General features: G+C 62.2%; 24 protein-coding genes and 1 pseudogene. 15 read left to right on the top strand and 10 right to left on the bottom strand.

Features of this window, described 5'->3' with window-relative positions; all coding sequences use genetic code 11:
* Positions 1-135: 135 nt before the first annotated feature.
* The gene (locus ABIE00_RS18320; RefSeq protein ID WP_354262132.1) at positions 136-1455 is read left to right on the top strand and encodes a hypothetical protein; all 1320 of its coding nucleotides are present in this window, start codon (positions 136-138) and stop codon (positions 1453-1455) included.
* 308 nt (positions 1456-1763) lie between these two features.
* Here the strand turns inward: ABIE00_RS18320 and ABIE00_RS18315 are convergent, their stop codons facing one another.
* The 5 genes from ABIE00_RS18315 to ABIE00_RS18295 all read right to left on the bottom strand — a co-directional run bounded on the left by ABIE00_RS18315 (position 1764) and on the right by ABIE00_RS18295 (position 10786).
* A complete protein-coding gene (locus ABIE00_RS18315; RefSeq protein WP_354262130.1) occupies positions 1764-3722 on the bottom strand; it encodes an ATP-dependent nuclease in 1959 nt (652 codons plus the stop codon).
* Positions 3723-4046: 324 nt separating this feature from the next.
* The gene (locus tag ABIE00_RS18310; protein WP_354262129.1) at positions 4047-5297 is read right to left on the bottom strand and encodes a Wadjet anti-phage system protein JetD domain-containing protein; all 1251 of its coding nucleotides are present in this window, start codon (positions 5295-5297) and stop codon (positions 4047-4049) included.
* On the bottom strand, positions 5287-8688 hold the full coding sequence (locus tag ABIE00_RS18305) for an ATP-binding protein (RefSeq protein ID WP_354262128.1): 3402 nt from the start codon (positions 8686-8688) through the stop codon (positions 5287-5289). The genes ABIE00_RS18310 and ABIE00_RS18305 overlap by 11 nt, the downstream gene beginning before the upstream one ends.
* Positions 8685-9344 carry a DUF4194 domain-containing protein gene (locus ABIE00_RS18300; protein WP_354262127.1) on the bottom strand — a complete coding sequence of 220 codons (660 nt, stop codon included), beginning with the start codon at positions 9342-9344 and terminating at the stop codon, positions 8685-8687. Before ABIE00_RS18300 ends, ABIE00_RS18305 begins: the two co-directional genes overlap by 4 nt.
* Positions 9341-10786: a DUF3375 domain-containing protein gene (locus tag ABIE00_RS18295; protein WP_354262126.1), complete on the bottom strand. Its 1446-nt coding sequence runs from the start codon at positions 10784-10786 to the stop codon at positions 9341-9343. The genes ABIE00_RS18300 and ABIE00_RS18295 overlap by 4 nt, the downstream gene beginning before the upstream one ends.
* A gap of 268 nt (positions 10787-11054) precedes the next feature.
* On the opposite strand from ABIE00_RS18295, the gene ABIE00_RS18290 reads away from it, so the two are divergent.
* The 3 genes from ABIE00_RS18290 (at position 11055) to ABIE00_RS18280 (ending at position 12011) form a co-directional block, all read left to right on the top strand.
* A complete protein-coding gene (locus tag ABIE00_RS18290) occupies positions 11055-11210 on the top strand; it encodes a hypothetical protein (RefSeq protein WP_354262125.1) in 156 nt (51 codons plus the stop codon).
* Positions 11211-11249: 39 nt separating this feature from the next.
* On the top strand, positions 11250-11411 hold the full coding sequence (locus tag ABIE00_RS18285; RefSeq protein ID WP_354262124.1) for a hypothetical protein: 162 nt from the start codon (positions 11250-11252) through the stop codon (positions 11409-11411).
* A 114-nt stretch (positions 11412-11525) separates the two neighbouring features.
* Positions 11526-12011, top strand: coding sequence for a MarR family winged helix-turn-helix transcriptional regulator (locus ABIE00_RS18280; RefSeq protein ID WP_354262123.1), 486 nt, complete (start codon positions 11526-11528; stop codon positions 12009-12011).
* A gap of 228 nt (positions 12012-12239) precedes the next feature.
* Here ABIE00_RS18280 and ABIE00_RS18275 read toward each other — a convergent pair whose 3' ends face one another.
* Positions 12240-12890: an FMN-dependent NADH-azoreductase gene (locus tag ABIE00_RS18275; RefSeq protein ID WP_354262122.1), complete on the bottom strand. Its 651-nt coding sequence runs from the start codon at positions 12888-12890 to the stop codon at positions 12240-12242.
* Between the two features lie 140 nt (positions 12891-13030).
* Here ABIE00_RS18275 and ABIE00_RS18270 point away from each other — a divergent pair, with 140 nt between their 5' ends.
* The 5 genes from ABIE00_RS18270 to ABIE00_RS18250 all read left to right on the top strand — a co-directional run bounded on the left by ABIE00_RS18270 (position 13031) and on the right by ABIE00_RS18250 (position 16560).
* Positions 13031-13702 carry a nitroreductase gene (locus ABIE00_RS18270; RefSeq protein ID WP_354262121.1) on the top strand — a complete coding sequence of 224 codons (672 nt, stop codon included), beginning with the start codon at positions 13031-13033 and terminating at the stop codon, positions 13700-13702.
* 99 nt (positions 13703-13801) lie between these two features.
* A complete protein-coding gene (locus tag ABIE00_RS18265; protein WP_354262120.1) occupies positions 13802-14530 on the top strand; it encodes an SDR family oxidoreductase in 729 nt (242 codons plus the stop codon).
* 60 nt (positions 14531-14590) lie between these two features.
* Positions 14591-15100, top strand: coding sequence for a hypothetical protein (locus ABIE00_RS18260; protein WP_354262118.1), 510 nt, complete (start codon positions 14591-14593; stop codon positions 15098-15100).
* Between the two features lie 165 nt (positions 15101-15265).
* A complete protein-coding gene (locus ABIE00_RS18255) occupies positions 15266-15694 on the top strand; it encodes a YybH family protein (protein WP_354263420.1) in 429 nt (142 codons plus the stop codon).
* 131 nt (positions 15695-15825) lie between these two features.
* Positions 15826-16560, top strand: coding sequence for a hypothetical protein (locus ABIE00_RS18250; RefSeq protein WP_354262117.1), 735 nt, complete (start codon positions 15826-15828; stop codon positions 16558-16560).
* Positions 16561-16668: 108 nt separating this feature from the next.
* Here the strand turns inward: ABIE00_RS18250 and ABIE00_RS18245 are convergent, their stop codons facing one another.
* The gene (locus ABIE00_RS18245; protein ID WP_354262116.1) at positions 16669-17148 is read right to left on the bottom strand and encodes a carboxymuconolactone decarboxylase family protein; all 480 of its coding nucleotides are present in this window, start codon (positions 17146-17148) and stop codon (positions 16669-16671) included.
* A gap of 141 nt (positions 17149-17289) precedes the next feature.
* The gene (locus tag ABIE00_RS18240; protein WP_354262115.1) at positions 17290-17799 is read right to left on the bottom strand and encodes a DoxX family protein; all 510 of its coding nucleotides are present in this window, start codon (positions 17797-17799) and stop codon (positions 17290-17292) included.
* A 326-nt stretch (positions 17800-18125) separates the two neighbouring features.
* Here ABIE00_RS18240 and ABIE00_RS18235 point away from each other — a divergent pair.
* Together ABIE00_RS18235 and ABIE00_RS18230 are read left to right on the top strand one after the other, a co-directional pair.
* A pseudogene (locus tag ABIE00_RS18235) lies at positions 18126-18689 on the top strand (MFS transporter); the annotation flags it as partial.
* A gap of 58 nt (positions 18690-18747) precedes the next feature.
* On the top strand, positions 18748-19356 hold the full coding sequence (locus ABIE00_RS18230; RefSeq protein ID WP_354262114.1) for an MFS transporter: 609 nt from the start codon (positions 18748-18750) through the stop codon (positions 19354-19356).
* Between the two features lie 127 nt (positions 19357-19483).
* On the opposite strand, the gene ABIE00_RS18225 is transcribed toward ABIE00_RS18230, so the two are convergent.
* On the bottom strand, positions 19484-20131 hold the full coding sequence (locus ABIE00_RS18225; RefSeq protein ID WP_354262112.1) for a TetR/AcrR family transcriptional regulator: 648 nt from the start codon (positions 20129-20131) through the stop codon (positions 19484-19486).
* 190 nt (positions 20132-20321) lie between these two features.
* Between ABIE00_RS18225 and ABIE00_RS18220 the strand changes: the two genes are divergently transcribed.
* The 4 genes from ABIE00_RS18220 to ABIE00_RS18205 all read left to right on the top strand — a co-directional run bounded on the left by ABIE00_RS18220 (position 20322) and on the right by ABIE00_RS18205 (position 23404).
* A complete protein-coding gene (locus ABIE00_RS18220; protein ID WP_354262111.1) occupies positions 20322-20828 on the top strand; it encodes a DUF4863 family protein in 507 nt (168 codons plus the stop codon).
* Between the two features lie 72 nt (positions 20829-20900).
* Positions 20901-21755, top strand: coding sequence for a nitroreductase (locus ABIE00_RS18215; protein WP_354262110.1), 855 nt, complete (start codon positions 20901-20903; stop codon positions 21753-21755).
* Positions 21756-21803: 48 nt separating this feature from the next.
* A complete protein-coding gene (locus tag ABIE00_RS18210) occupies positions 21804-22106 on the top strand; it encodes a hypothetical protein (RefSeq protein ID WP_354262109.1) in 303 nt (100 codons plus the stop codon).
* A gap of 83 nt (positions 22107-22189) precedes the next feature.
* A complete protein-coding gene (locus ABIE00_RS18205; protein WP_354262108.1) occupies positions 22190-23404 on the top strand; it encodes a YbfB/YjiJ family MFS transporter in 1215 nt (404 codons plus the stop codon).
* Here ABIE00_RS18205 and ABIE00_RS18200 read toward each other — a convergent pair.
* On the bottom strand, positions 23401-25566 hold the full coding sequence (locus ABIE00_RS18200; protein WP_354262106.1) for an amylo-alpha-1,6-glucosidase: 2166 nt from the start codon (positions 25564-25566) through the stop codon (positions 23401-23403). The genes ABIE00_RS18205 and ABIE00_RS18200 overlap by 4 nt on opposite strands.
* Between the last annotated feature and the right edge of the window lie 59 nt (positions 25567-25625).

The following is a 25625-nucleotide window of genomic DNA, read 5'->3' as shown; positions in this document are numbered from 1 at the left end:
CGGTGCAGATCTGGATGGGTGTGTTCACCGGAAGTCCCTCATCGTAGACGTGAGGCGTCGCGCTTATGCTGGCCTCTGTACAATGCCCGCAGAGGACGAGAGCCGTGCGACAACGCAACCTACAGAAAGCATGAATTGGTACTTTCCAAGGACAAGACCGTAGTCCTTCACTTGCATGATGAAGATTGGCGGCAACTCTCTTGGAGAGCTGATGAGTACGACGAATATGCCTTCACCGTTAACCTGCGGGACCCAGATTTCACAACACACGTCCAACGCATCGCCGTCATCGTTGTTGACGGAATCATTGTTGCGCTTGGCCTCGGACGCAGCCGGGGGAGGTCGGGTGACCTCGACACTCAGGTCAAATTCACCAATGTTTTTGCCTTAGAGCCAGCCACACTCGCCGCCGTCATCGAGAAAATGAGTCTCCACCCAGACAGTTATATTGTCCATTTCCTGGAAAGCGGAGGTATCCTTCCGCCGGCAACGGGGCAGAAGTTCTTTGCTGCACTTTCGGGGCTGAGTTCTGGATCGGCGAAAAAATTGGAGCGCCTTAGAGCACTCCAGCACCAACGCCGCGGTGGAACGACAAATCAGGCTCGGCTGTTGGCGGAGCAACGTGACGCGGTCGCCCTTAGCCTCGAGGTTGCTGGCATCGACAGTCAACGGGCCCTGCAAGGCTGGGAGGTTCCGTCGGACGGGGCACCATTCTTGTCCGGTCTAAAACTCGGCGGAACTTCGGAGGCTTCGCTCATACGCCATGACGCGACTCAATTCGAAGATTGGCTCCGCGTTGAAGGCCAAATTCATGACGTGGTTGAGTTTATCGACCCGCAGGACTCAAACCGCAAGATGACCATCGCCTATGCGGACAAGGAACCTTTGGAACGCATTACTGGCACGGACCTTGTCTACTTCCGACACGAAAACCCGGGCTACGTGTTGGTGCAGTACAAGCGAATGAAGCGACGGTCCGGAGATGGCGGGCCCTTGGAATGGATGTACAGGCCAGACCGTCAGCTTGCCGAGGAGATCAGGCGAATGCGCCAGATCTCGGTGAACGGCTCCGGACAGGGCGTCGATCAATGGCGACTGTCTCAGGAGCCGTTTTACCTGAAGTTGTGTGAGGATGACATGAAGCGGCCAGAGGGTGGAAAGCTGACGAAGGGCATGTACTTTCCTTTGGGGTTATTCGAAGAAATACTCGAATCACCAAGGATCCTTGGCCCGAAGGGCGGCAAAGGGATTGGCTGGCACAACGCTCAGCGCTGGCTTAGCAATACTAGCTTCATCGAGCTATTGCGAGAGGGCTGGATCGGTTCGGTTGGTGACGTCACCCAACAAGTCACTGCCCTTGTGCAGGCTGCGCTCGAGGGGGACCGAGGCGTAATCCTGGCACGTGACGATTCTCGAGCCCCGAATCCAAAGCGCCGTAGATTCAAACGGATGTAAGTGCCTCCGGCACATCTGAACAGGTGAGCTATCCCAAGTCCGGACTCACCGCCCGGACACCGTCGTCTCTGTCTGCCGGCCGCCGAGGGCCACTTTGAAGGGGCGACTGCCTTCGGATGTCGATGTCCGGGAGGGAGCGCGAAACGACTTATCTGCGCTCGAAGCGCGGCGTGCGTGCACGAGGACGTCCTCCTCGAGCAGCTCGAACCACGGCTGGGTGCCTATGGAACCCAGCCGTGGTCTAGAACTAGGCGTGTCGCCGTTCACTCGCGCTTGACGGCAATGTGGTCTCGTCTAGTCGACCTGAGTTAGAGCTCGGCGCGTATCAGTTCGCCTGTTGTTTCTGCTCCAAACGGCCTTTGCACTTTTGCCAGGTCAAAGACCTCATGTCCCGCCGCGCGATTCACGACCGACGCCAGGAATCGGGAAGGGAAGCCTTCCGCAGACAAGGTGGCGCTCCGGTAAGCATCGTGATTTTTCTTCAATGAAATACCTGCTTCGGCCTCGACGGCCTTGCAGGCCACTTCCCATTCTGGCCAATGCAGGCTGAGGTGCGCTTCGAGATGATCATCCAGAACAGCAACGAGCTCATGTTCCTGAGTGGCAGGGAAATCCTCGGGGGGTAGATTGAAATAGCTCATGACGGCCCTGTTGGCTGCCACATGTGCTTCCCGCTCCTTCGCTATAGCCTCGTCGGTCTTGCCATTCTTTCGAGCGCGGTCTTCGAAACCTCCATCGGCGTCGAAGATGGCATATACGGGAATGCCGAGTAGATCGAGGATCGCATGAGTGAGCGGTATGTTGCTTTTGCCTCCGGCGTCGACCACTGCAACACCAGTTGTCTCTAGGATCCCCTTCTGCTCACGATCACCCAGTCCATGAAAGACAGCCACCTCCGTGGTTCCCTCCGCGAGGAGTACGCGGTTGGCGAACAAAGCCACCGGAAGGCGGCTAGAAATTGTTCCGTTCAGTTGGCGGTCGACGGTAACGGCCTTTACCGATCCGTGAACCTTCGCCTTTACTTCATCCAGAGTGGAGCTGTGGATGCGAACGCCGCTTGCGAGATCCTCGCTGCGAGTGAGGCGGCGAATCTGGTGGAACTTGTTCGATTCAACGAAGTATGGGCTGTGGGTTGCGTAAGTAACCTGCAAGTTCTGCTTTGCATCTTCTGCCAATGACCTCAGGACTCCGGCAAATGCCTGTGCCTGAATGGGATGTTGAAAGAGCTCAGGCTCTTCTATGGCGAGACATATGACGCCTTTGGAGGCTGACGCGCCCGACTTCGCCAGAAGTTGAAGAGCGGCAATGAGTAGAGTTCGTTGAAAACCATGTCCCTGACGTTCAACAGCTGTTGCTGTTTCCCCGTCGACGATAGAGACGGCAAATGTCGTCTTGGGCGGTTTGAGTTCAACGGGTGATGGATTAACTCTTACTATCCGGCCGGGACTATAGGAAGCGACAACGTCGTTCAAGTTTGTTGAGATAAGCTCAAGCTGTTTTGCAAACTTCTCCTTGTACACATCATTTTGTTTCTGCAGGCTTTCTTTGACGATTCTGTCGATGTCCTCATCGGCAGCAGACCGGTCTATCCCGCGCTCGAGAATGCGCCCAATAATACTACCTCGGCCGTCTATCGATTCCTCACTAGCGCGAAGATCCGCGGTAACAAGGACAAAGTCAAAGATGCCACTCATGACTCCTTCGCCATTAAAGCCGAAGAAATTTGTCTGAAGGTTCTCTGGGTTGTCTTCGAGCATTTTGCTGTTCGCTGATTCCCATGTCTGAAGGGCTTGGTCTACCGCGGTTGCGGAAGTCGCTGGGGGAAGTTCGAGCTCAGAGTTCTCTGTTCTTAGTTCGTTGTACAGCTTCTTCTTATCGGTAGCGTTCCCTGCTGCCCTGATGTCGGCGAATGGCGGAAATCCTTTTGCGTTTGCCGACAGAAGCTCTGAGCCATCGGGCCGACGGATCTTCCATGCAGTGAACGTTTCGGCGCCTTCTGGCGCATATTTTCCCAGGGCATCGCGGTCGTTCTGTTCCAAGGCTGAGAAGGTGACCGCGACCTCGATGTCATCGGTGGTGCTTCCGAAGGAGCAGTCGTGGTCGGTCAATGCTGAGGTCTTACCGCCATTGAAGAACCAATCCAAGGCCCGCAGCACGCTCGATTTACCGGCTCCATTAGGGCCAATGAAAGTTGTGACGTCGTCAAAGTTGATCGACACATCAACAAGCGAGCGGAAATTCCTAATTCTTACGTGACTGATCCGCATCTAAACTACTGTTCCCCTTCAGTTTTTTATCTCATTCAGCAAAGTGCTCCGTTGCGGAAGAGGCGGTATCAAAAATACTCCACGACGCGATCGCCAATCCGGCCCACGGAAAGGCCGAATGCATCGTACGATGCAGCTTCCCAGCTTTTCGTTACCGACACCCCAGAAATTCCTTCCGATGAGGTAACGACAGCGGCACGAAGGATCCTCTATCCCTGTTTAGGGATTCCGTGTGAGATTTCTGTGGGCACCGCTGCGCTGTTCGCGACCCGAGATATGCATGCTCGGTCGACAGGCTCAGCCCGCGGCTCTCGATAGGCTCGATCACCGGAGACGGTCCAGCGCCCAGTCCCAGTTGATGAGTTCCTGTTCGAGGCGGATGGCTGAACCGTAGGTGTCATTGCCGAGCGCCACGTACATGCCGGTTTCCTCGGCCCTCAGTCTTGTCAGCGCAGCCCTCGACGGTGACGGCTCCGTTCCCCAGACATCACGGTGCGCGAGCAGGGTTTCCTCGTCCATCAGCACGCTCACCACATGAGGGTGCACCGCGCGTAGCTGGTCCAGAATGCGGAAGCCGTGAGTGTCGATGTCACCCCAGTACAGAACTTCGCAGTCGCGGAGCCAAGCCGCGTCGCGGAGGGACGAAAAGCCGTAGCCGGCCCCGTACAGGGCCAGAGTTCCCTGGCGCTCTGGCAGGGCAAGGAAATTGACTTGGTTTTCAGTCGCGATCACGGTGTGCACGGGCAGCCGAAGCGTGCTGAAGGCTTCAGCCGTGACGGTGATGTCACGGGCGCCGCCAAGGGCAGGGATTTCTGGGTCGAGGATGCGGAACCGGACGAGCTCGGGTGGATGCAGGAATCCATGGCGCCGGGCAAAGCGTGCCGCCGGCGTACGACCGGCGGCGTCGTCCAGGACCACATCCCTCCCAGCCATTTCCGGGAGAGTCTCCGCCGGAGCTTCGGCGTCGCCTTCTGCCTCCCCAACCTCGAAGCCGGGCGCAACGGCAACGAGCAGCTGATCGATGACCGGGCGGTGCCGTTCGATGAACTTCGTGTGCACACCGGGCAGCCCCAGCTGCCTGACGTAGATTCCCGGTTCAGGATTGTCCCGAAGCCACAGCGCCACTCGCGCTGCCGCCAAGGCGTCAGGTCCAAGCTCCAAAAGCTTCAACGGGCGACGCGCGGCCCAACCCGACAGCAAGGGATCCAGCTCACCCAGCTGAGATGCCAGCTCCCGGAATCGCGCCGCCTCCCGGGACTTCCCGACAAACCCGATCTCGTCCTCCACGGTCGCAAACACCGCCGCCGCCGGTATCCGGTTGGAGCCGACCGTGCGGCGGCCTACCTCCACCGTCTCCAAGACGTACGGGCCGGCCCCGGCGAACAGCTCAGCAGCCCACCGCTGGGCCGCAGCGTAATCGCTCAACAGGGCCGCCGCCGTCGGACGTTTCAGCGAACGGCGGCGCGGATACGCGCCTGACGGTTCCAGCAGCTCCCGCAGCAGGGCCCCGCTGTTCCACGCCTTCAGCGACAGCGCCCGCAGCCCCGAAACTGTGGTCCAGGAATCAGCCGGCACGCCGGTCCCGTTCGTCGCGGTACTCCTGGATGGTCATGTTGCGCAGCTGCGAGTCATCGCCGTTGGTGTTCGCCACGAATCCAACGTGCGAAACGAACGGCTCGATCACATGGATCTTCTGCAGCGGCGTGACGATCAGCAGCTGCAGCTTCATCCGCTGGAACAGCTGCAGTCCGTACCGTGCGGACTCGTCGGATCCTCGCCCGAACGCCTCGTCGATCACCACGAACCGGAAACTCCGGCCGGACTTCTTTCCGGCCGCAGCCGAAGTACCGGCCCCGGACCCCAGGCCGAATTGGAACGCCAGCGCCGCCGCGAGGATCGTGTACGCCAGCTTCTCCTTCTGGCCGCCGGACTTGCCGCCGGAATCCGTGAAGTGCTCGAACTCCTCGCCGGTCTCGGTCCACTTTTCGGACGCGGAGAAGGTGAACCAGTTCCGCACGTCCGTGACCTTCGCAGTCCACCGCTCATCCAGCGTGGTCAGACCCTCGCGGCCGCGGAAGCGCTCGATCAGCCGCTCCACCTGCAGGTACTTCTGCTCCGAGTACTGGTCCTCGTCCCCGATGGTCCCCTCCGAGCACGCCCGCAGATCCACGCCGAACTCCCGCACGTCCTGGTCCGACGTGTTCTGGTGCTCCAGCTGGATGTGCCGGCCCGGGTTGTACTCAATCCCCGCCAGCGACTGGTTGATCTCACCGATCCGGTTCACGATGTCCTGCCGCCGGCTGTCCAGGAACGCGTTGAACGCCACCACCTCGTGGATGGTGTTCTGGTTCAGCGACTCCTTGAAGTGCGCCTCGAACCGGGGAAGATCGTTGCTGACCAGCTGCTCCAGCAGCCGGTTGTAGTCCGGCGCGGCCTCGAGGGCGGCGTCGATGTCCGTGGTCTCGTTGGGGTACCTGTTGCGGAAATCGGCCATCAGCCGGACGGTGCCTTCCGCCGCCCGCGCGATCCGCTTGGACAGCGCGTCGATGGTGTCCGTCAGCCCGGCGCGGACCGAACTCTCCGCCGTGCCGGTGTTCTTGTACGTCAGCGTTTTGTCCCCAAGCGCCACGTTGGTGAGATGTTCGACGGCGGCCAGCACTCCGCCGTCGTCCGTCAGGGGAGTCTCCGCGAGAATACCGCGGCATTCCTCAATCGCTTCCGCGATGTCCCTGGCGTCCTTTTCGTTGGAACCGATCCGCTCGCGCAGCTTGCCGGCCTTTTCCTCCAGGCGCTCCAGCTCCTTCGTGACCGCCGACTCCTTGGCTGTCAGCTGCTTCAGCACGTCGCTGGCGGTCTCCAGCTCGAGCTTCTCCGCCTTCAGCTCCTCGATCCGCCGGGCCGTGAGCTGCCAACTGATCTCGCCGAAGTCAGCCACCGAGCGCACGGTGCCCAGCTGCTGATTCCGCCTGCCCAGGTCTCCGAGCGAGGCGTCGACCTTCTTCAGATGGGCCTGCGTGACGCCGAGCTGGCCCTTGACCTCGTCCTGCTCGGCGAGGAAGCGGCTGATCTTGTCGTGGTTGTCCCAGCCGAGCACATAGTTGCGCCGGTCCGTGAGCTCCCGCCGGTCGTCCTTTTCGTGCCTGCCGCGGCCGCCCTTGAGCTGCCCGTTGACGGTCAGCGCCTTGGGGTAGCGGCGGAAGTCCTCGAGGGTGTCGCAGCAGACATGGTCGAACCGGGTGGCGAGCTCATCCAGCAGGAAATTGCGGAACGGTGTGTGCGGCTTGATGGCGATCTTGGCGGCCAGCGTTCCCGGTTCCGCTGCCCTGGCCGCGGGGGATTCCCCGATCCTCAGGTAGACCAGCCGGCCGCGCAGGTTGTTGGCGTCCACCCAGCTGCTCACGGCTGGATAGTGTTCGGCCGGCACCAGCAGGGACAGCGCGAAGCCGTGCAGCGTGCGCTCAGCCGCGCCCTCCCACGCACCCTCGCCGTCGCGGACCCGCAGCAGTTCGCCGGCGTACGGGAGCGCCGCTTCGGCGATGCCCGTTCCGTCACACAGCCGACGGCGGAGCTCCAGCTGGGGGATTGGGATCAGGTTGGGGCGGGACTGCAGGCTGCGCAGTTCGGCGCCGATCTCCGTCAGCCGCGCGTTGAGTTCGGTGCGGGCGATGGTCAGCTCTGTCCGGCGCTCCTGCAGCTCATTGGACTCGTTGCCGAGCTGTTGCTCCACCTCGCCGAGCCTGGCCCGGTTGCCGTCGAAGAGCACCTTGTCCTCGGGCGGGCGAAGTCCCAGGTCCTTCGCGGCCTCCGCGTAGGCGTCGAAGCGCTGCCGCTGGGTCCGTGACTCGACGGCGAGCCGTGCGATGTCCGCGTCGATGGCAGCGAGCCGCCCGCCGCCGTTGGTTCTGATGTCCTCCTTGACTGCGGACAGCTCGTGCCGTTTCCCGCTGATCTCCGTGCGCAGCTTGGTACTGTCCTCCTGCAGCCGCTCGCCGGTGCGTTCCAGCTCCGTCTGGTGCTCCAGGCTCAGCTGCAGCTTCCGGTCCGTGAACCAGGGGTGCAGCTGGTCCCGCTGCTGGCGTGCCAGTTCGTCCTCGCGGCTTAGCTTGGCGTGCTGTGCGGCGCCCTCCTTGATCGGCATGAGCAGGGCGATCTGGTCCTTCGCCCGCAGCACGGCGTCGTGGGCCTTCTTCAGGTCGTCGAAGTGGTGGATGAGGTTGCCGATCCGCTCGCCGACATTGTCCTCCTCCAGCATGTTGGTCCGCACGAAGGAGGTGATGTTCTCCACCTGCTTCATGGACACCGTGCGATGGAACAGCTCCATGGCCTGGTTGCCGCTGATGCCGAACTGCCGCTTGAACGCCGCGGCGTAGGGCTCGAAGGAGTCGTGGACGGCAGCACCGGCCGCGCGGAGTTTCTTCTTCAGCTTCGCGGGGTCCTGGCCGAAGTTCGAGAAGTCCGCCGCGATGGACTGGTCCGCCTCGGCGATCGAGTAGAAGCGGCTGGGCTGGCCGGCCTCCTGCATGGCCCACAGCGTGATGGCCAGGGTGACCGACTTGCCCAGCACGGCATTGTGGAAGACGGCGAGCACCACGGTCAGCGCGCCGGTGCTGCGCAGCGCCACCGGCTTGGAGTACTCGCCGCCGGTGCTGCGCGTGCTCTTGTGGAAGCCGCGCACGTACGACATCAGTGAGCGTTCCTTCTTCTGCGCGCCGGCCGCCTTGTTGTATTCGATCCGGTTGGCGGGCAGGAGCAGGGTGGTGATCGCATCGACCACCGTCGACTTTCCCGACCCGATGTCGCCGGTGAGCAGGCTGTTCGCGCCGTCCAGCCGGAACGTCCGCACGCCCTGGTGGAACGTGCCCCAGTTGAGCAGCTCCAGACGGTGCAGGCGGAAGCCCGGGGGAGTCCCGCCGTCGTCCGTCTTTTCCTCCAGGCTGAACAGCGTGTCCTGCAGATCGGCAGTCACTTGCCATCCCCCTCTGCCGCATTGGTGGGGCCGGCTCCGGGGAGCCCAGAACTGGTGAGGGTCGCGCGGTAGTCCGCCAGCCGCGCGTCGAACTCCTCCAGCCACTGGGCGTCCACGAACGCCTTGAGGATGCGGGCCACCTCGTATGTGCCGGGCTGGCCGCGGAGTTTGCGCAGGAAGCCGAGGTCCACCACCTTCCTGATGTCCGTGGCGAGCCGGTCCATGACCCGAGCCTCGTTGCTGGATTCGGGCAGGAAGACGGCCACCATGTCCGCGATGTCCTGCTCGGTCATGATAAGCCGGAGCTCGCTGCTGTTGGTGTCGAACTCCAGCATGCGGCCGCGCAGGAGAGCCAGCAGCAGGCTGACATGGAAGGTCAGCTGCCGGCGCGGGATCAGCCGGGGGAGCGTGCCGTCCGGATCCTCGCGCGACTTCAGGAACGCATAGCCCTCCGACTCGTCCAGGATCAGGTCCAGCCCCAGCACGGACACGTAGTCGCGGACCTGGGAGGACAGGCCCAGCAGCGACTGCCACAGCTTCTCGTCCCCCTCGGCGTACAGCACCCCTTTGAAGAGCCGGGTTACGACGCCGGGAAGTTCCTCGGGCGTCCGGGTTTCCGTCTCCGCTGTGGCTGGGGAATTTACTACCGGGCTCATGCGGGCCTTCCGAAGATGATCTGTTCCAGGGTGGCTTCGCGGATGCTGCCGTCTTCCGCTTGCCACGCTATCCGTTGCTCGGCGTCCGGGTTGATGGTGGCCCAGTCCGACTCCGTGGCCAGCTGGTAGTAGGCCACGATCTCCGCCAGGCCCTGTTCGACGGGGTGTTCTTCTGTGATCTCCGCAAGGGTTGCCTGTTCGGCCCCTTTTGCCAGCACGGCGTCGATGTTGGCCTTGAGGCGCTCCTTGTCCACGTGGAACTGGCTGAACAAGGCGCCGGCGTCCACGTCGGCGTCGTCGGCGGTTTCGATTTGGTCCTCGACCATGACCCGCCGGCTCGGCTCGTACAGCGGGCGTTCGAACGGGAGGGTGATGTCAACGTGCGGGGCGCTTATTTCGATGAAGTCCCCTGGAGGCGGCTGCTCCCTGGTGGCGAGGGCGCCGGACTCGACGCTGCGGATGAGCTGCATGATGCGCTTGTTTTCCAGGAACACCTTGTCATCGAGCAGCCGGCGCATCTGCTGGGACAGCTGGCGGACGGTGCCCTGGGTCTGCTCGACGGCGGGCAGCCAGTCCTGGTGCAGGTTGGTGACTGCGTGCAGGTTGTCCATCTTGGCGAGGGCCTCGATCTGGGTGGCGCGTTGGAGGAGTTCCTGCAGTTTCCGTCTTGACTCCGGCGACATGAGGTAGTCCCAGAAGCCCTGGAAGGTCCGGCCCTGCAGGGAGCTGCTGATGTCCTGCTGGTTGGCGAAGATCGACTCCAGCAGCTCGCCCTGCGTGCCGTCCCAGGTGGCGATCTGCTCGCGGACCTGGCGGTCCAGCTTCCGGAAGTTCTGCTCGACTTCGCGGAAGTCCGAGAGGAGGTCCTTGGCCAGGGCGGTCAGCTGCTGGAAATGGTCGAGGGCCTCCGGGGCCGTCATGACGCGGATGTTGCCGTCGCGGATGCGCTGCATCTCGGCGTCGATGGCGTCCCGCTGGTTTTGCAGTTCTTCAAGGCGTTTTTCGGGGTCTGTCTCGGACTGCTGGACCAGCCGCTCGAGCACGGCGAATATGCTCGTGAGCCGGGACTGGGTGGCGACGAAGTCCCGGCCGCGCAGGCTCTCCACCCAGCGGACCACGTCCTCGGCGGCGGCGGTGAGGTCGTAACGCGGCTCGTCCTGGCCCTGGATGTAGTACTTCCGCAGCCATGCCCTTTCGGGCGCGGCCCAGTCATCGAGGTATTCAGATGCCTGGCGGGGGAACTTGTCCTCGCCGTAGGCATCGCGGAGGCCGAAGAGCACGTCATCGAGGCTGTCGATGAGCTGCTGCCGGCCGAGGTTGCGCTGGTTCGGCCCGGTGAACGCCGCAATGAAAAACGAGACTGCGAGCGGGGCGTTCTGGGCACGGAGCAGGGACCAGCCTGCATGGTTCTCACGCAGCGCGTTGATTGCGTAGTAGTCCATCCGGTCCTCGGTATGTCTGCGGTCCACTTGCCGTCAGTTCACTCTAAGGGGCACCCCCGACATCCGAAGAAGCAACGCGGGGTCACTTACCGCCCAATTAAGGCCCCTCATTGGGCGCCAAGTGACCCCGCGTTGCAGTCGTGGTGAGCCATTCCCGGCCGGGCCACAACTGCAGCCAACAAGACCTTTGCGGATCTTGCCTGAAACTTTCGGTGACCTTGCTCGAACTGCGTCACCATCAATCCGTAGTCTGAAAGGAGCGGACATCATGAACGACTTTGTTCCCCGTCCTCATGAACCGTATGACGCGCATTGGGCGATCAAACACGACCTGGTGAACATCATCGCCAAGTACACCGACAGAGGCGATTACGAAACGGCCGCCGTCTACATCGAGGCACTTGCCCGCTACAGCGACGACTGAACCAGCTTCGACCGGCCTAACCAGTGGTCCTAGGCGACGATGCTCCTGGCCGACCCCGGCGACTACCGCAACGAGGCGAACCGCATCACCGGCTACATCAACCAGGTGATGCGCGGCGAGCGGCAACTCCTGGTCGGGGCCAGCCCCCGACCGGAGCAGGGGCCCGCTGACGAGCCGCCAGGGGGCCTTGAAAGTTCCTGACCAGCACGACGGCGGCGGGCGCCTGGCCGGCGAGGCGTGTCGTGGCCGAAGGTCAAAACCAATAGTTGCACACGCTACCGTATCGAATGAGCGGATGGCTGGTAACGTTTCTCTATGGCCGCCGACGTTCCGCACCAGACCACCGCCTCGCGCGCGACCGACCGCCCGGGGGATACCTCGCCTTTCGCTCTCGGCTTGCTGCTGCGCCGGGCGCACTGGCAAGCGGCCGCGGTGATGGCGGAGGCGCTCGGGCCGCTCGGCATCGAGTTGCGGCATTTCGCCGTGCTGATCGTGCTGGTCAACCAAGGGGCCACGGTGCAGCGGGACCTGGCGACGGCGACGGGGTCGGACAAAGCGGGAATCATGCGGGTCGTGGACGACCTGGAGCGCATGGGGCTGGCCCTACGGAAGGCCGTTCCGGGGGACCGGCGGGTGCGGGCTGTGGAGATCACGCCTCGGGGTGTCGAGCTTTTCGATGCGGCACATGTGGCGGCGGAGCCGCTGGCTGAGCGACTGGTTGCACAGCTGCGGCCAGGCGAACCCGAGCAGCTGACGGATCTGCTGACCCGGTTCACCCAGCCTGCAGACAACGAGACATAGGCGCGCCGACAGCCGCGCCACCTATCTGATAGGCGCTGTGCGCTTCACGCCCGCCCCACATTTCCCGTCGTCTCGATGCGTGCCCCGCCGAAAGGCCGAACGCACGGCCGGCCAGTGCCGGCCGTCTGCCCCAGATACAGAGCGGTCGGCACCGTCGGGGAGAGCGCAGGCACCGAAGAAGCCGTGACATGCCGGAAGGCGGGGGTCCCGGCGTATGCCGTCACGGGGTTACGCGGCGAGGCGCTCCGCTAGTTCCGTGGCTTTGGTGATCGCGTCCTCGAAGGCGTTCCTGCGGGACGCTTCATAGAGCGGGACCAGTTCTGACATGGCCGGGTTGCGGGGTGCCATGGTCAGTTCCGGGACGATGAAATGGAGATCCAGGCCGAGAGTGCCGGTGAGGACGGCCTCCAGATAGTTCTGTACGAACTCGTAGCCCTCGCGCGGGGTGCCCGGAGCGTAGGAGCCGCCACGGCTGGCGACGACGACAGCCGGGACGCCCTGGGCGGAGGGCGTCGCGCCCGCGGTGCGTCCGAGCAGCAGCACGCTGTCCAGCCACGCCTTGAGCGTCGACGGGATCGAGAAGTTGTACATGGGGGCGCCGATCAGGACGGCGTCCGCCTTCTCCAACTCCTCGATTAGCTTTACGCGCGCGGCGAACGCGGCGGTCTGCTCCGGGGTGTGTTCATTGGGGGCGGCGTTACCGGCGGACCAGGCGTCGGCGGTGATGTGCGGGACAGGGTTGGCGGCGAGGTCGTGGTAGATCACCGTCCCTTCCGGGTGCCGCTCCTCCCAGGTCTTGCGGAAGGCGGCCGTGACCGATCGGGACGAGGACGCCTCGCCGTAGAACACGGACGAGTCGATGTGCAGCAGCGTAGCCAATGGACTTTCTCCTTTAGGTTCACTGCCCGAGGCAGGAGCCAGGGGCGCAGATTTAATGATTACATATGATACTGTATTGAATGATACTGTCTTGAATGTAACGAACCAAGACCGAGTTGAGCAGATGGAGGTGGGCGACAATGGACGTCTATGAGGCGGCCAGAAGCCGGCGGGCTGTGCGGGGGTTCACCGACCGGCCCGTCCCGAGAGAGACTCTGGAACGCGTGCTCTCCGCAGCGGCCTGGGCGCCGTCCGGATCAAACATCCAGCCGTGGCACGCCTACGTGCTGACCGGTGGGCCGCTGGCGGAGCTCAAGGAGCGCGCCGGCGAGCGGGTTGCCACGGGTGACGCCTGGGATGAGCCAGAGTACGAGATGTACCCGCCCGAACTGAAGTCCCGCTACCGGGAGCGCCGGTCCGCCTTCGGCGAGCAGCGTTACGGAGCACTCGGCATTCCGCGCGAGGACATAGAGGCGCGCCAGAGGGCCGCAGCGGCGAACTGGGACTGCTTCGGCGCACCCGCTGCCTTGTTCTGCTACCTCCACCGCGACATGGGTGGGCCTCAGTGGTCCGACGTCGGCATGTATCTGCAGACCGTCATGCTCGTGCTCCGCGCCGAAGGGCTGCATAGCTGCACACAGATGGCATGGGCGAAGTACCACAAGACCGTCGCGGAGGTCCTCTCGCCCCCGGACGAGCTCATCCTCTTCGCGGGCATGGCGATCGGGTTCGAAGACGTCGCCGTGGCTGATGCCCGCATAGGCCGGGCGCCGCTCGACGAGACGGTCACGTTCGTCGATGATGGTCTTTAACCTGGCCGTTCCCCCGCCGATCAAGGCCGCCGTTTCCCGCCGCACCCCAATAGCGGCTCATACGTCATATCCCCACGTAATCCCAACGAAAGGCATGTCATGAAGATCGCAGTCATCGGCGGTACCGGGCTGATCGGGTCCCAGGTCGTCAACAACTTGAACGCCGCCGGGCACCAGGCGGTACCGCACTCGCAGTCCACGGGCGTTGATGTCCTCAACGGCCAGGGACTGGACGAGGCGGTGGCGGAAGCCGACGTCGTCGTCAACCTGACAAACTCACCGACCTTCGACGAAGCCTCTCCAGCCTTCTTCCAGACCTCGATGGACAACCTTCTGGCCGCCGCCGGGAAGGGCGGCGTCGGCCACTTCGTCATCCTCTCTATCGTCGGCACGGACCAGGTGCCGGAACTGGACTACTACCGGGCCAAGGCACTGCAGGAGAACATCCTCGCGGCCGGGCCGATTCCTTACTCCATCGTCCGGGCGACGCAGTTCATGGAGTTCATCGACGCCGTCCTGTCCTGGACCGCCGACGGCGACACTGTCCGGTTGCCCGCCACACCGATCCAGCCGATCGCCTCCAAGGATGTGGCCAGTGCGGTGGCGGAGGTCGCCGCGGGCGCTCCACTCAATGGCATTCGCAACATTGCGGGCCCCGAGATCTTCACCTTGGATGAGCTGGGCCGGATCACCCTGTCCCACAAGGGCGATAATCGGACCATCGTCACCGACCCCACCGCCGGCATGTTCGCCGTCGTCAAGGGTGACGTCCTCACCGACAAGGACGCTCATCTCGCCGCCACCCGCTACAGCGACTGGCTTTCCTGACCCGCTGGTTCTCAGCCCGTCGGAGCCCGCCGGGCAACCGTCCGATTTAAGGAACACGCATTGCAGCTCAACAAGCAAACGCTAAAAGACGACGGGTTCAGTGGATTCAGATCATTTAATCAGCTGGATATTAACCGGGTTCCACGGGCCCCCGGAATCTATGTAGTGCTCAAACCCGAGGGCTTCGAACGGGTGTTCCTTGCGAAGAGCTCGGGCGCCCGCTTTAAGAAGCGGGATCCATCCTTGCCCCAACCCGCCTTGGAGGCGGAGTGGATCGAGAACGCGGATGTCCTGTACATCGGAAAAGCCGGCCCGGGAAGCACCGGCAACCGCGGACTGCGAAAGCAAATTCAAGAGTTCACTGACTTCGGCCGCGGGAAGCCTGTCGGCCATTGGGACGGGCGGCTCATTTGGCAACTCGCCGACTCCCAATCGCTGGTTATCGGGTGGAAGGAATTGGCGCCAGGGGAGGTGAATCAGGCCGAAGCCGCTTACCATGCGGAGTTTGTCAGGATTTACGGAAGGGTGCCCTTCGCCAACTTGGTCCAGGCCAGGACAAAGGAAGTGTAAGCCTTGGAGGTGATCGCCCGATCCCCAAGCCGCAGTGGTGCCGGGCACCTACAAACGAGGCACCTGCAAGCGAGGAGGCGCTATCCGGGACCGCGGGGCGCATACTGGGCTCAGCGCCAGAAGGCGTGGTCGTTTAGGAGTGGCCGTTTAGGCGTGGTGAGGGTGATGGTTGATTCAAACTTTGATGGCGTGGTCGAGCGTCTGGGTGCCGCGCTTGGCGAGATCGTGAAGGGTGATCCTGCGCCCTTTCAGGCGCTGTTCGCCAAGAATGACGAGGTGACTTTGGCCAATCCCTTTGGCGGCGTTTCCCGAGGGTGGGACAACGTCACGACCACTGTCGCCAAGGCAGCGGCGATTTACCGCGATGGAGAGGTCGTAGCCCTGGAAGACCAGGCCACCGCCGTCGTCGGGGACCTTGCCTACGTGGTGCTCATCGAGCGGTTCAGGGTTCGGGTTGCCGGACGGGCAAATCTGGACGACGTGGCCCTCCGCACAACGAACATCTATCGGCGGGAGGACGGCGAATGGCTCCTTGTCCATCGCCAAGCCGACCCCCGGGTTGGCGAACAGACGCCGGAGTCGGTAGTCCAGTAAGAGGCCCCGCGCGCGTTTTATTTTGTGGGTTCTGCTTCGGGTCAGACTGCTCTACCTTTTTGCTATGGCCATGGGCAGTGTTGCCCTGACCTTTATAGGAATTTCTACTCAGTGAGGAGTGGGAAAAGGTCATGCCTCTACGGACCAAAATCTTTCTGGGTGTCCTGGTCTTGTTGCTGGTTGTCGGCGGGGGAGTGTTTTTATACAACGACAACGTAAAAAGGAGCCGGGCCGGGGAGTACAACCCCGATATCAGTCCGGCAGATTTCACCACCAACATAACCAATAAATACTTCGCACTGCCCGTCGGCAAGAAAATGACCTATGAGACGGCCGACCAGGGAGGAGTCACCGAACGGATCGAGATTGAGATCCTGCCGGAGAAGAAGCAGATAGGCGGCTTTGAGACCGTCGTTTATCTGGACAAGGAATACAAAAACGGGCAGCTGGTGGAGGAAACCAGGGACTACCTTGCGCAACACAAGAACGGTGACGTGTGGTACTTCGGGGAAGATGTGAATAACTACTGGAACGGATTCCTGCTGCACCATGGGGGCAGCTTCCTCCATGGAAAAGACGGCGCAAAAGCCGGGATTTGGATGAAGGCCGACCAGCGCGTTGGCGATTCCTACCGGCAGGAATTCTATATCGGCAGCGCGGAGGACATGAGGGACACCGTCGCCACCGGCCAGACCGTCTCTACGAAAGCCGGCAAATACACCGACTGCGTCAAGGTCTTGGATTGGTCGCCGCTTGAGAACGCGCGGGAGCACAAATATTACTGCCCCGAGGTCAAGTCACTGGTCCTGACCGAGGATCTCCAGTCGGGCAGCCGGTCGGAGCTCGTGAACGTCGTCCAGCCGTAGGCTCAACCAGCGCGGGCTGGGTTTCGACTAGCTCAACCAGCGGCGGTGCGAAGGTGCTTGAGGACGCAGTCCCAGTTGATGAGCTAGCTAAGGGCAGAAATCCACTGCTCAGGGCCGTTTGCTGGGGGCCACCTTGTAGGAGCTGCTGATGGCGACGCGGTTAAAAGTGTTGATCGACATGGTCACCCAGGTGAGGGCGGACAGCTGTCCTGGAGTCAGGTGCTGCGCGGCGGACTCATACTCGCCCACGTTGGAGTGAGAGTCATTGATCCTGGTGACGTACTCGGCCAAGGCCAAGGCCGACCGCTCCTGCTCATTAAAGTATCCCGTCTCCCTCCAGGCCGGTAACACACTGAGCCGTTCCGGACGCTCTCCTTTGGCAATGGCGTCAGCTGTGTGCATCCGAAGGCAGTAGGCACACCCATTGATCTGGGACACCCGTATCTTTACCAGTTCAATGAGAAGAGGATGGAGGTTCTCGGCGAGTGCCGCCTGGTCTGACATCCCAGCCAGCCTGATGAGTGTTCCGTACAGCTCCTGATGCCTGCTGCCGATATTGGTGCGCACCGCCGTTGTTGTGCTGGTCATGGCCTGCGGTCCTTTCCTGTCGTTGGAGATTTTGCATTCCGCTGGTTCTTGGGCCAGTGCCCAAGAACCAGCGGAACGGGGGAGATTCAATGTCATTTCCGTGGTGCTCCTGATCTTGATGAAGCGCCGATCCTGCGACCGTCAGGCGGGGATGTTCTTCGGCGGCCGGTAGCAGGCTGCAAGGAGTCCCACTCCGGCAACACCGCCAACTCCCACGGAGACGAAAAGCCCAGGCAGTCCTTCGAGCAGGGGCGAACCGAATATCAGCCAGTCCAAACTCAAATGTCCTGGCCCCGTGACTGCTATGGAAATCGCCGCGACGGCCAGGACAAAGGTGTACTCCCACCCTCCGGAGGTTATGAGGAAGCCCTTTTTGCGATGGACGGTCCACGCTGCCACCAGCATGAGTGCCACAAATGCAGCTGAGGCGAGAGAGGTTAGGAGGCCGGCGGCAAGGGCAAGACCTGCCGCAATTTCAGTGCCCGCGGCCAACCACGCATGGAAGGCAGCTGGGCGCATGCCAAGGCTTGTGAACCATTTGCTTGTGCCGGATATCCTCCCGCCCAGGAAGAGTTTGGCGTATCCGTGAACCGCCATGGTGATGCCGATGCCGAGCCTGAGCACCAGGAGAGCTACGTCGAAACTGGTCATGGGTTCCTCAATGGGTTGTCGTGGACAAGGTCGCAACTCACATTGGTTAAGTTACGAGTATTGACTGTAACTTAACTCTGGCCTAGTTTGGTGTTGTCCGTATCACATGCGCTCGTCGTTGGCGCAGCGATGTACCCGCCGGATCTGCGGTGCGGATCCTACAGGGCGGACCCCGACTAGAAACCAAAGAAAGGCGTGCGATATCCGTGAATGTCCCGCCCCTGCATCCTCAGCTCCAGAACGAAGAAGTTCGCCTGACGGACGTAATCGACAACGGGCCCCTCGGCCGCTTCCACTACCTCATTCTCTTCTTGTCCGGTGCCGTCATGTTCCTGGACGGTTTTGATACCCAGTCGATCAGTTTTGCCGCTCCGGTAATCGCAAAAGAGTGGGGCCTGCCGGTCGCTGCACTGGGACCCATTCTTTCGGCCGCGATCGTCGGACTCATGATTGGGTATCTTGTGCTCTCGCCTTTGGCGAACAGGGTTGGCAACCGACGGGTTGTCATCGTGTGCACTGCCATGTTCGGCTCGCTGACGTTAGCGTCGGCCCTGGCAATGGAGCCGAACCATCTCATTGCCTTAAGGTTCCTGACCGGTGCCGGCCTTGGGGCGGTGATTCCGAGTGTTGTGTCCCTGACCAGCGAGTTCGCCCCTAAGCGGCGGCGTTCGAGCTTCGTGATGTTCATCTACTGCTGGCTTGCTTTGGGATTTGTGGCTGCCGGCATCTCGTCAGGCTTCATCATTCCGCTGCTGGGGTGGCGCATGATGTTCGTTATCGGGGGCCTTGTGCCACTTGTTCTGCTTGGATTCCTCATCCGGTACCTTCCGGAGTCGCCGCGGTTCCTCTTGAGGGAAGTGGACGGGCAGGCGAGGGTTCGCGCGATCCTGCAGCGGCTTCAGCCAGATCTTCCGGCGGCAGCGAACGTCGTCAACGATGGGGAAAGCCATGCGGTCCAAAAGGGCCAAAACGCAGGTTGCCGAGCTCTTCCGCCGCAAGTGGCTAATCAGCACAATCCTGTTGTGGCTGGCCTTCGTAGCAAATCTTGCCGCATTCTATTCAATTCAAAGCTGGCTGCCCACCATCGTCGGCTCCCTCGGCCGGGCTCCGGAAATCGTCATCGCCGCGACGGTGCTGACAACGATAGGGGGAATCGTCGCAGCCGCGGCCATCGGCCCCGCAATGGACCGCATCAGCCCCTTCGGCACACTCGGAACCGTGTACCTTCTCGGTGCCGTGTTTGTTGTAGCGCTAGGTGCCGTTCTGGGCGCGGGAACGGAAATGCTGCTCGTGACGGCGTTCCTCACAGGAGCCTGCGTCACGGGTGGACAAATGAGCGTGATAGCGCTCGCTACTGTTCTCTACCCGCCCCACATGCGATCGGCAGGAGTCGGATGGGCCTTGGGTGTGGGACGCCTCGGCGGAATTGCCGGCCCCCTGCTGGTGGGTGTTGCCCTCGGAGGTGGAATCGCCCCTCAGCAGGTCTTCCTGGTGATGGCGGGGGCCCTGATGATCGCAGCAGTCAGTGTCCTGATTCTGGGGCGCATGCACCGCTAAGCGCTGGCATGGGAGGGGCCGGTTCTCTGAGATAGGGAACCGGCCCAACTCATGTGTCGGCGGCGAGAAGGGGCGTTCGAGTGCTTTTGGTGCTGGCCATTCGGTTCTGTGTCAGCGCTAATGGCCCCTAGCCGGGGTTGGCAGCGATGGCTGGCCAAATGACCTGCACGACCTTCTCGGCCAGGCCGGCCTTATCCGTATCTGCGCGCAGAAACGCGGCAAAATAGCTGCCGAAGCACATTGAGGCAATGGTGCTCTTATCAATTCCCTGCTTGACCGCTCCCCGATCCTGAAGGCTGGCCAGCGTGCGCTCCAGGAGGTTCACCCGCGGCTCAACGGCGTGCTCGGTGAGAATTGACATCAGTCCGGGGGTGCGGTTGGTCTCGCCCATGAAGTTTCCCATGAGGATCATGGCATCGGGATTGAAATAGGCGGGATCCAGCCGGCGAACGGCCTCAGTCAAGGCCTCCAGGGGCGGAAGTTCATCCAGATTCAGGTTCGGGTAAGTGTTCCGTTGCTCGCGAAAGCCGTAGTCCAAGGCATCGACGACCAGCTCGAACTTCCCAGGCCACCGCCTGTACAGGGTAGGGCGGGTAACGCCGGCATCTGCCGCAACGTCGCCAAGGGTCATCTTGGTATATCCGTCCAGAATAAGGCGACGGCGGGTCGCCTTGATGATGACCTCATCAACGGCAGGATCTCTGGGCCTGCCGCCCTTAGAAACCTCAGTCTCGGCACTTTCGTCCGAGGTCCGGTCCGCCGGCTTCGTGGCCACCTACAACCTCCAAAACTAGGTTACGTTACGAACTCTCAACGTAACAGAAGACACTGCTGTCTGATAGTGACGACCAGAGATCAGGCAAGAGTGCGCAGGTTAAGTTACAGCTATTGACTGTAACTTAACTGCGGGTTAGCGTTATTGCATCGCAGCACAAAGCTCGCGATTACCAACCAGGAGACGAATCATGAACGCACTTCAGAAGCTCATCGATCGAAGCATCCCTTTCCTTGACGAAGTCAAGAACCGCACCGCCGGTGGTGAACTCGAAACCTGGCTGAACCAAAACTACGGTCCCGGCACCCCCTTATTTGAGGATCTCTCCCGGATGATCACTGAGGGCGTCCGCGACGGTTGGGCGGCCAACATCGAAGTTGATGGTCCTAACTACAGGCGGAGCCGCCTCGCTGATCCCAGCGACGTGCTCAACTACTTCAGCATCACGGCGGTGTACATGAACAGCGTCGAGCCCTACCGGGGCGATTACCACCAGCACCCTTACGGGGAACTGAACCTCGTGGTCCCCCTCGATCCCCAAGCCAAGCTGGCCGGACCCAACGGCTGGTCAGGACCGGGATGGACAGCTCCGGGGCCCGGCAGCCACCACTATCCGGAAGTTAAGGGCGGAGCATTGATCGCACTCTTCTTCCTGCCCGCCGGCCGCATCTCCTACGACATCACGCCCAGCTACTAGGCGGGGGGAACAATGTCCCAATCCAAGTGCGGGGGCGTGTGCAGCGCGGTGACCCGCCCCGCCCTACAGCGGATGAGTGTCGAGGAAGCCCTGCTTAGCAGGCGCAGCGTGCGTGCTTTCTTGCCGAGGCCGGTTTCTAGAAGCACTGTTGAGGGGATCTTGGAGCTTGCCTCTCGCTCAGCCAGCAATTCGAATGGGCAACCGTGGCAGGTCCACGTTCTTTCCGGTACCGCAAAGGATCGCCTAACAGCGGCTCTTCTGCAGGCCCACGACGCCGGAGAACGCGTCCAGAGGTGCGAGTTCGACTATCAGCCACGCCCGGACGAATGGGTGGAACCCTTCCAGTCTCGGCGGAGCGATTTCGGCCAGGGCCTCTACGGCGAAACGCTGGGAATAGACTTCACGGACCTTGCTGGCAGGGACGCCCACCACCGACGCAACTATGAGTTTTTTGGAGCTCCCATCGGCATCTTCCTCACGGTCAGCCGTCACCAGCTGGACAGTGCGCTCATCGACGCCGGTCTGTTCCTGCAGGCTACGATGCTTGCTGCTCGTGCGTCAGGACTCGACACATGCCCCCAAGCCTCGTTCCTGGATTACTACCCGGTCATAAGAAGCCACCTGGAAATCCCAGACGATCACAGGATCATCTGCGGACTGTCCCTGGGATATGCGGACACATCACACCGGTTGCACAGTTTCACCACCCCACGGCAACGCGTGACGGACTTTGCAACCTTTTACGAGGACAGGACTGAGGGCGCAATGACAACGGGCGGCCTCGACTCCGGCACAGCGTCATCATCGCAATGGCAGATGCACGAGTTCCGTGCTGGCGGCCAAACCCTCATTGCTCACGCGGCTTGGGCCGGCTGGATCCAGGATTCGCCGGTGCAACCCGTTGGAGAACCAGGCAGCTCAGTCTGACCGGCTGGGCATTTCACACCTACACCGAACGCATTCCCGAGGACAGCCATGCGGCAAATCAGGCAAGGGTACTTTGAGGGAAACTTCAGGCACTTTCTGGCCGACGAAGGCTTGGGCACGCTCCTCCTTGGAGAAGTCATCGAGGACTGGGCCGAAATCCCAGCCAACGTGACAGTCGTCCTGATCAGCCCGTTCCTACCTCCCAAAGTGGGGAGGACCGACGGCGTCATGGAGGACGGAGCGGCCATCTGGCTGATTAGTGACTGGACCAGACGGCTGATCCTCAGAGACGACGGATACAACATCCGTCCGGTCACCGCGCGTAGCGGCGGCGGAACGGCGCCGCTGTAACTCAATGATGACGCGGGAGAGACCGAGGACTGCCGGTCTCTCCCGCCATAAGAGTAGGAAATCAACTGTTCTGGAAGGCCCTCGTGGAAAACCAAATTGATTCACCAGTCCGAAAGTCTTTTGGCGGGGCTTTACGCAGTCCCTGCAATGCCCCGTTGTTGGCGCTCGGGCTCGCCGTCGGACCGGTCATTGCACTTGGATTTATGCGGTTCGCCTATGCGTTGTTACTTCCCGCCATGAAGTCTGATCTGGACTGGTCGTATGCGACTGCAGGAGGAATCAACACCGCCAACGCCGCAGGATACATTCTAGGGTCGGCAAGCGGTGCCTGGTGGGCCCGCAAGTTCGGCAGCCGGCGGACCTATATGTGGGGGATTGCCATCAGTGCGCTGACTCTTGTCGCATCAGCGATGAGTGGAGAATTCACTTACCTTGCCGTCGTTAGGTTTGTCGGAGGCGTGGCTACCGCCGTCCTCTTCGTCGTCGGAGCGGCCCTCGCGTCGCGAATTCCTACGTCTTCGCCAGGACAGTCCGTAAAGATGGTAGGAATCTTCATGTCGGGGGTAGGGATCGGCATCGTACTCTCCGGAATCCTGGTTCCGGTTGTGCTGACCTGGCTAGGGAGCCCGGGTTGGCGCGTAGGCTGGCTCGTCATGGGCGCATCAGCCGCATTGGCTCTGGTTCCAGCCGGCATCGCGTCGGGCCGAATTCAGCCGACCGGACAGCGAACGGGGCGGACGGTGTCTCTCGCTTTTCTAGTGCCGGCGTTCATGTGGAATCTGCTCTATGGTGCAGGCTACGTCTCCTACATGACCTTCATCATCGCGCTCCTTAATGCTCAGGGCCTTTCAGGGTGGCCGGTAACCATATTTTTCATCACCCTTGGCCTCGCCTCCGCCGCGTCCACTTTGTTCCTGTGGGCCAAAATCATCGACCGCCTTTCGTCTGCGCGGGCGCTGGCGCTGGTCTCGCTCGTTGTTCTTCTCGGAGTGCTGCCAGTCCTCGTCGGGTCGGGACTGACGGCAGCGCTGATCTCAGGGGTGATCTTCGGAGGCGCGTTCATGGCTGGCCCGACCGCTGCTGCCGTTCTCGCTAAACGGAGTTTGCCGCCAGAAGCACGTACATCCGGAATTGCTGCCCAGACCGTCGCGTTTAGCGTGGGCCAGGGCATTGGCCCCGTGATCTCGGGAGCCCTGTCCGATGGTTCATGGGGGATAGCAGGCGGCCTGTGGTTGTCGGTCGTCCTGATCCTCGGGGCGGGAACCGCTGCGCTGTTCCAAAGGCAATCACATGGTTAGGCAGGATGCCCATCACCTGCGTGGTTTGCCTTTTCCGCCAGGTCGGACGCCCAGGGGCGGATTCCATAGTGGAAGAGCATGCCTTTGGGCAGTCCCTGAACGTTCGCGACGGAACCGGAAATGTCGATGGTGATCCGGCCGCCGGCCATGGGGGCGTTGGTGATGTGCAGGTCGCCGTAGGATTCCGGGAGTACGGGATCCATCCAGAGGCCGCCCCGGGCAACATCGGCGTAGTAGCCCATCAGGCTCTTCACGAGCTGGATCGGCGTGGTGGCGGCCCAGGCCTGGGGCGAGCATGCCGTGGGGTAGGGGACGGGTTCGTCGAAGTGCTCCCGGCTGAAGCCGCAGAAAAGTTCCGGCAACCGACCTTCGGAGTATTCGGCCGCTTCAAAGAGGGCTGTGGAGATCCGCTGTGCCGGCTCGACGAGGCCGTAGCGCAGGAGGCCGGCCGCGATGATCGCGTTGTCGTGGGGCCAGACGGATCCGTTGTGGTAGCTGGCGGGGTTGTAGGCGCCCATGTTGGTGGCCAGGGTCCGCACGCCCCAGCCGCTGAACATCTCCGGGGACATGAGCCGTTCGGCCACCAGCGGGGCCTTGTCCGCATCGACGATGCCGAACAGCAGGCATTGCCCCATGTTGGACGCGCAGGCATCCACCGGCCGCTTGTGGCCGTCCAGGGCGATGGCATAGTAGCCGCGGTCGGGCAGCCAGAACTGCTCGTTGAACTGCTTCTTTAGCTGCGCCCCGCGCTCCCTGTACTCGGCCGACAAAGCCACGTCTCCGGCGTCGTAAGCTATCCAGGACCGGGCCATGTAGGCGCTGTAAACGTAGGCCTGCACCTCGCAGAGTGCGATCGGGGGCTGGGCCAGGGTCCCGTCGGCAAAGTTGATGCCGTCCCACGAATCCTTCCAGCCCTGGTTGATCAGACCGGTGTCGTTGAGCCGTTCGTACTCGACGAAGCCGTCGCCGTCCTTGTCCCCGTAGTCGCGGATCCAGTCCAGCGCGCGGTCCACGTGCGGCAGCAGGGCGGAGATGGTTTCTGCGGCGAATCCCCAGCGGCTGACTTCCCCGAACAGGGCCACGAACAGCGGTGTGGCGTCGACGCTGCCGTAGTAGGCGGACTTGCCGCCCAGGGCCAGGCCGCTGGAGACATCGAGCCGGACCTCGTGCAGGATCTTCCCCGGTTCCTCCTCGCTCATCACATCCACAACTGTGCCCTGGCGCTCGGCGAGGGTCTGGATGGTGCCGAAGGCCAGGGACGGATCCACCGGTAGCGCCATCAGGGATGCCCACAGCGAATCCCGGCCGAACAGTGCCATGAACCAGGGTGCGCCGGCGGCCACCACAATCCGGTCCGGGTGGTCGGGGTCCTCGATCCGAAGTGCCCCCAGATCGTCATAGCTGCGGCGAAGCGTCCGCTCGATGGAGCGGTTGCCCATGCGCAGGACCGGAATCCTTGACACCCACTCCTGCCGGCGGAGGTCGCGCGGAGACAGTTCGCCGTCGTCTGAACGAACAAAGGGCGCCGCGGAACCGGACATGTCTGCGGTGGGCACCGCGCTGACGGTGGCGCTCCATTCTCCATGCGGCGGGACAACGGCGTGGAACGTCAGGGCCTCCGGTGTGGCGTGGGCGCCCCTGGCTGACACAACCACGCCTTTCCGGATGTTCTGCCAGGCCGCCCGGATGGTCAGCGCGTCACCGTCCGCTTGGCGGGACTCGTCCCAGCGCCGCTGGATGCGGGCCTCCTTCACCTCGAAGAGGTCAGCGAAGTCCGCGTCTACTTTGAGGGAGACCACGCACTCGGCGGGGACCGCCGCGTAGTTCCTGACGGTGATCTGCTCCAGGATTCCGGTGCCCACCTCCCGGAGGCGTTCGACAATCAGCGGGCTGTCCGCGTGCCCGCCCGGGCGCGGGACGCGGCCGGCAAACAGGCCCCGGTACGGTTCCTTGGTCTTGGCCGCGAGGGGCTCCACTGGGGCCCCGTTTACGGTCAGATGCCAGGTGGACAGGATGCGGGTGTCCTCAAAGAAGACCCCATGCGGATAGTCCGGACTGATGTCGCCGTTCGCCCCGGAGATGCAGAACGATGAGCCCTCCACCAATGTGACCGCGCCCGGCCCCGCCGAACCTGCAGCAGTGTCAGCATTCCATCCAGCCATCCCGGCTCCTTCAAAGGACCGACTTCAATCCGACGCTACGCCTGCGCGCCGGTCGATGC

It is taken from the genome of Arthrobacter sp. OAP107 (assembly GCF_040546765.1).
Classification (GTDB): Bacteria; Actinomycetota; Actinomycetes; order Actinomycetales; family Micrococcaceae; genus Arthrobacter.
The sequence above is the reverse complement of the archived record's forward strand: the minus strand, read 5'-3'. Positions and strand labels throughout refer to the sequence as shown.

Coding starts and splice junctions, on each gene's coding strand:
- ABIE00_RS18220 (WP_354262111.1), top strand. CDS start 20,322: ATGAACGCACTTCAGAAGCTCATCGATCGAAGCATCCCTTTCCTTGAC.
- ABIE00_RS18315 (WP_354262130.1), bottom strand. CDS start 3,722: ATGCGGATCAGTCACGTAAGAATTAGGAATTTCCGCTCGCTTGTTGAT.
- ABIE00_RS18300 (WP_354262127.1), bottom strand. CDS start 9,344: ATGAGCCCGGTAGTAAATTCCCCAGCCACAGCGGAGACGGAAACCCGG.
- ABIE00_RS18255 (WP_354263420.1), top strand. CDS start 15,266: ATGGTTGATTCAAACTTTGATGGCGTGGTCGAGCGTCTGGGTGCCGCG.
- ABIE00_RS18230 (WP_354262114.1), top strand. CDS start 18,748: ATGCGGTCCAAAAGGGCCAAAACGCAGGTTGCCGAGCTCTTCCGCCGC.
- ABIE00_RS18285 (WP_354262124.1), top strand. CDS start 11,250: ATGCTCCTGGCCGACCCCGGCGACTACCGCAACGAGGCGAACCGCATC.
- ABIE00_RS18295 (WP_354262126.1), bottom strand. CDS start 10,786: ATGGACTACTACGCAATCAACGCGCTGCGTGAGAACCATGCAGGCTGG.
- ABIE00_RS18200 (WP_354262106.1), bottom strand. CDS start 25,566: ATGGCTGGATGGAATGCTGACACTGCTGCAGGTTCGGCGGGGCCGGGC.
- ABIE00_RS18265 (WP_354262120.1), top strand. CDS start 13,802: ATGAAGATCGCAGTCATCGGCGGTACCGGGCTGATCGGGTCCCAGGTC.
- ABIE00_RS18210 (WP_354262109.1), top strand. CDS start 21,804: ATGCGGCAAATCAGGCAAGGGTACTTTGAGGGAAACTTCAGGCACTTT.
- ABIE00_RS18250 (WP_354262117.1), top strand. CDS start 15,826: ATGCCTCTACGGACCAAAATCTTTCTGGGTGTCCTGGTCTTGTTGCTG.
- ABIE00_RS18215 (WP_354262110.1), top strand. CDS start 20,901: ATGAGTGTCGAGGAAGCCCTGCTTAGCAGGCGCAGCGTGCGTGCTTTC.
- ABIE00_RS18245 (WP_354262116.1), bottom strand. CDS start 17,148: ATGACCAGCACAACAACGGCGGTGCGCACCAATATCGGCAGCAGGCAT.
- ABIE00_RS18240 (WP_354262115.1), bottom strand. CDS start 17,799: ATGACCAGTTTCGACGTAGCTCTCCTGGTGCTCAGGCTCGGCATCGGC.
- ABIE00_RS18270 (WP_354262121.1), top strand. CDS start 13,031: ATGGACGTCTATGAGGCGGCCAGAAGCCGGCGGGCTGTGCGGGGGTTC.
- ABIE00_RS18290 (WP_354262125.1), top strand. CDS start 11,055: ATGAACGACTTTGTTCCCCGTCCTCATGAACCGTATGACGCGCATTGG.
- ABIE00_RS18280 (WP_354262123.1), top strand. CDS start 11,526: ATGGCCGCCGACGTTCCGCACCAGACCACCGCCTCGCGCGCGACCGAC.